This window comes from Nocardioides sp. (assembly GCF_031422975.1).
Taxonomy (GTDB): domain Bacteria; phylum Actinomycetota; class Actinomycetes; order Propionibacteriales; family Nocardioidaceae; genus Nocardioides.
In genome coordinates, this window is the sequence record NZ_JANPEO010000133.1 from 1 (window position 1) to 4,544 (window position 4,544).

The 4,544-nt window shown below is 70.9% G+C and carries 4 protein-coding genes; 2 read left to right on the plus strand and 2 right to left on the minus strand.

Going from position 1 to position 4,544, the window contains the following annotated elements; genetic code table 11:
• Both RMO85_RS04305 and RMO85_RS04310 read left to right on the plus strand, forming a co-directional pair.
• The coding region (locus tag RMO85_RS04305; protein ID WP_310526688.1) for an AarF/UbiB family protein at nt 1-973 on the plus strand (973 nt) is incomplete at its 5' end.
• Between the two features lie 44 nt (nt 974-1,017).
• Complete coding sequence (locus RMO85_RS04310; protein WP_310526689.1) at nt 1,018-1,413, plus strand: nuclear transport factor 2 family protein; 396 nt, start codon at nt 1,018-1,020, stop codon at nt 1,411-1,413.
• Between the two features lie 130 nt (nt 1,414-1,543).
• On the opposite strand, the gene RMO85_RS04315 is transcribed toward RMO85_RS04310, so the two are convergent.
• Together RMO85_RS04315 and RMO85_RS04320 are read right to left on the minus strand one after the other, a co-directional pair.
• Nucleotides 1,544-3,559, minus strand: coding sequence for a VWA domain-containing protein (locus RMO85_RS04315; protein ID WP_310526690.1), 2,016 nt, complete (start codon nt 3,557-3,559; stop codon nt 1,544-1,546).
• Nucleotides 3,560-3,571: 12 nt separating this feature from the next.
• A partial coding sequence (locus tag RMO85_RS04320) for a sigma 54-interacting transcriptional regulator (protein ID WP_310526692.1) occupies nt 3,572-4,544 on the minus strand: 973 nt, incomplete at its 5' end.

Genomic DNA, 4,544 nt, shown 5'->3' on the forward strand with positions numbered 1-4,544 from the left:
CGACGGCGCGCCCACCGCGGCCGCCTCGATCGGTCAGGTACACCGCGGCCGGTGGCGCGACGCCGACGGCACCGAGCGCGAGGTGGCCGTCAAGGTGCAGTACCCCGGTGCCGGCGAGGCGCTGATGGGCGACCTGCGCCAGATCGCCCGGGTCGCCCGGGGGGTGGCGCCGGTGTTCCCCGGCATCGACATCAAACCGCTGGTCGCGGAGCTGCAGGCTCGGGCGGCCGACGAGCTCGACTACGGGCTCGAGGCCGAGGCCCAGCGCACCTTCGCGACGGCATTCCGCGACGACCCCGAATACGTCATCCCCGACGTCGTCGCCGTCGGTGGCGAGGCGATCGTCACCGAGTGGCTCGAGTCGCCCCACTCGCTGGCCCACGTGATCCGTGAGGGCACGCAGGAGGAGCGCGACCACTACGGCGAGCTGCTCGCCCGCTTCCTCTTCGTGGGTCCGGCCCGGACGGGCATGCTGCACGCCGACCCGCACCCCGGCAACTTCCGTCCGGTGCCTGGCCCCGACGGCGAGCCCGGCCGGCTCGGCATCCTCGACTTCGGCGCCGTCGCCCGTCTCCCCGGTGGGCAGTTCCCCGAGGCCATGGGACGGCTGATGCGCGTCGCCACCGAGGCCGACCCGGACAACCTGGTCGCCGGGCTGCGCGCCGAGGGCTTCATCAAGGACAACGTCAAGGTCGACCCCCAGCTCGTCCTCGACTACCTCGCCCCCTTCGTCGAGCCGGCGCGACTGGACGACTTCCAGTTCACCCGCGCGTGGATGCGCGCGCAGTTCGAGCGGGTCAACAACCCGCGCGACCCTGCCTTCACGCTGGCCACCAAGCTCAATCTGCCGACGTCCTACCTGTTGATCCACCGCACCTGGCTCGGCGGTCTCGGCCTGCTTAGCCAGCTCGAGGCACAGGCCCCGTTCCGCGCCATCCTGACCGAGCACCTGCCCGGTTTCGCCCTCGAGTGAGCCGTCCACGACCGGGCACCGACTGGCGTGACAGCATGACCCGCATGGACTCTGCCGTGGCGCTGGCCCGCTGGCACGACGTGGCCGCGAGCAGCGATGCCGCAGGCCTGCCCGCGCTGATCGCCGAGGACGCGGTCCTCCGCAGCCCGGCCGTGCACACGCCTCAGGTGGGCCGCGACACGGTCGTCGGCTACCTGACAGCCGCCTTCGCCGTGCTCGGACCCCACCTCGCCTACGACCGCGAGTGGCTCGGCGAGGACTCGGCCGTGCTGCAGTTCCGCACCGTCGTCGGCGGACTCGACGTCAGCGGCGTGGACATCATCACCTGGGACGGCGACGGCCTGATCGTCGACTTCACCGTGATGATCCGCCCGGTCAAGGCACTCAACGCCGTCATCGAGCACATGGGCGCGGAACTGATGCGGATGCTCGCTGGCTGAGCGGCGTACCCGCAGACGGACCGCTCCGCGCTACCGAACAGTCGCGTGGTCCCGAGCGCCCGCCGACAGCCTGACTGTTCGGTAGCGTCTGCTCGGCTCCCGCGGATCGAACCGTCCTGGGGCCCGGCCGTCAGCCGACCCAGAACCCGCGGTCGCCGCCCCAGCCACCGAAGTGCTCGCGGTACGTCGAGGCCGACCGGTCGCCGAGATAGGACCCCACGACGGCCGCACCCAGGTCGTCGAGCTCGGGCGAGACCATCCGGCCCTCGACCCGGCGGGCCATCGACTCGATGAACCGCGCCAGGCCCGGGTCGTCGCCGAGCCGGAAGAATGTCGTCTGCGCGCCGATCCGGCGGGAGTTGTCGAGTTCGCGCACGGTGTTGGCGATCGTCAGGGGGTGCGGCGGGTAGGAGAACGACACCTCCCCGTCGGGCTCCAGGTGACTGGTCGGCTCCCCGTCGGTGACGATCAGGAGCACCGGCTGCGCGCTGGGGTGCCTGCGGAAGTGCCGGTTGGCGAGCAGCAGCCCGTGGTGCAGGTTGGTGCCCTTGTCCCAGCGGGCGTCGAGGCCCGTCAGCTCCTCGATCTCCATCACCTGCGCGTGCCTGCCGAAGCCGATCAGCTGTAGATGGTCACCGCGGAAGCGGGAGCGGATCAATTGGTGCAGGGCAAGTGCGGTGCGCTTCATCGGCACCCAGCGGCCGTCCATCGCCATCGAGAAGGAGGTGTCGACCAGCAGCGCGACGGCCGCCTGTGTGCGCTCCTCGGTCTCCTGGACCTCGATGTCCTCGACCCGCAGCCTCAGCGGGCGCGTACGCCCGTCGCCGGCACTGCGCAGCACTGCATTGGTGATGGTCCGCGTCACGTCCCACGGCTCGGTGTCGCCGTACTCCCACGCCCTGCTTGCGCCCGACAGCTCACCGGCCGAACCGGCGTTGCGGCTCTCGCGCTGGCCCTGGCGGCCCGACATCCGGGTGGCGACGTCGCGCAGCAGCGCCTTGCCGAGCTGGCGCATCGCCTTGGGTGAGAGCCGCAGCTCTCCGTCGGAGCCACGCTGCAGATAGCCGGAGTCACGCAGCGCCTTCTCGAGCTCGGAGAGGGTGCGCGCGTCGACGGCGGCCTGGTCACCGAGCTGGCGCGCGAGGGCGTCGAGGTCGACCCATGACATGTCACTGTCCATCCGCGCGCCGCCGTAGGACTGGGAGAGCTGGTCACCGAGCGCATCGAGCTCGGCCAGATCCTGGAAGACACCCGTACCGTCACCGAGGCCGAGGCCCTGTTCGCCATCGAAGCCCTCGGAGCCGTCCCAGTCGAGATCGGGCCGCAGGGACTGGAGGTTGGCGTCCATCCTCGCGAGCTGCTCCATGAGCTCCGGCGACCCGAACGCCTGCTGCGAGAGCGCCATCAGCTCGGCGCGCTGCTCGGGGGTCATCGAGTTGAGCATCCGCTGGGCCGCGGCCGAGCGCTCCGCGAGCGTGTCCATCAGCTCGTCGATGTTCGTGGGGTCCTCCGGGAAGAAGTCGCCGTGCCTGTCCATGAACTCGGCGAAGTCCTCGTCGGTGTCCTCACCGCGCGCATGCTTCTCGAGGAGGTCGTTGAGGTCGCGGAGCATCTCGTTGATCGCGGCCCGGTCCTCGTCGGTCGCGCCCGCCATCGCCTCCTTCATGCCGGCGAAGCGCTGGTCCAGCAGCTCGCGGCCGAGGAGGTCCTTGATCTCCTCATAGGCCTCGCGCGCCTCTGGCGAGGTCCAGTCGTACGCCGCCAGCTCGGCCACCGCCGCGGCGGTCGACTCAGGGAGGGCGTCGAGCTGGAGCTCGCGGAAGGTGCGGTCGCCGTCCTCCATCACCACGTCGCGCGCGAGCTGTCCGCGCTCCGCGAGCACCGCCTTGTCCAGCAGCTCCCGCACCTGCTGCATCGTGCCGTCGAGGTGGTGGCGCTGCAGCAGGTCGCGTCGCTTCTCCGCGATCCGCCGGGCGAGGTCGTCGAGCCCCAGCTGGTCCTTGCCGCCGCGGCGCAGGAACTCGCGCATCGCGCGCTCGGGCGAGTAGCCCGCCATCACGTCCTCGCCGATCGCGTCCAGCGCTTCCGCGAGGTCGACCGGCGGGGCGAGCGGGTCACCGCCGTCGTACTTGCGATAGCGGCTCACGGGTTCCTCACCTCAGCCATAGACGGTCTCCCGTCCGTCCGTCTCCTTGCCGACCCGGCGGGCGAGGTAGAGCCCCTCGAGCGCGAGCTCGATGGCGCACGCACGCTCGCCGTCGTTCGCGGCGCCGATCCGCTCGCCGATGTCGTCGTAGACCTCGGACTCACCGAGCACGGGCAGCCCGGACAGGAACTGGACGGCCGTCGTCTGGGCGCCGGTCGAGATGGTCGCGCCGTCCTCGATGGCCTCGACGAGGAGGCCCAGGTCGAGACCACGGAAGTGTCCGCGGACGGCCTCGGCGATCGCCGTACGCAGCAGGTGCGTCAGCACCTCGCTCTCACGACCCTCCTCCCCCGTCTCGAACTCGATCTTGCCGCCGAGCACCTCGACGGCGGTCTCGAGGTCGACGACGCGGGCCACGGCCCGCTCTTCCTTGTTGATCGTCGCGCGGTGCAGCGCGGCCGCGGCGATCGTCTCTGCCCCGGCGATGGCGAACCGCGCGCTCACACCCGAGCGCTGGTCGATGGCGCTGGACTCGCGCAGGTGGCGGGTGAAGCGCGCAAGGATCTCGACCAGCACGTCGGGCACCTCGGCGACCAGGTGGGCCTCCTGGCGGATCACCGCGATCTCGTCGGCGATCTCGAGCGGGTAGTGCGTGCGGATCTCGGCGCCGAAGCGGTCCTTGAGCGGAGTGATGATGCGCCCGCGGTTGGTGTAGTCCTCCGGGTTGGCGGACGCCACGACGAGGACATCGAGGGGCAGCCGCAGGACGTAGCCGCGGATCTGGATGTCGCGCTCCTCCATCACATTGAGCATCGCGACCTGGATGCGCTCGGCCAGGTCGGGGAGCTCGTTGATGGCCACGATCCCCCGGTGCGAGCGGGGAATCAGGCCGAAGTGGATCGTCTCGGGGTCTCCCAGCGAGCGGCCCTCGGCGACCTTCATCGGGTCGACGTCACCGATCAGGTCCGCGACGCTCGTGTCGGGG

Bases quoted from the DNA above. Each gene is read 5' to 3' on its own strand.
- RMO85_RS04310 (WP_310526689.1), top strand. From the start codon at position 1,018: ATGGACTCTGCCGTGGCGCTGGCCCGCTGGCACGACGTGGCCGCGAGC.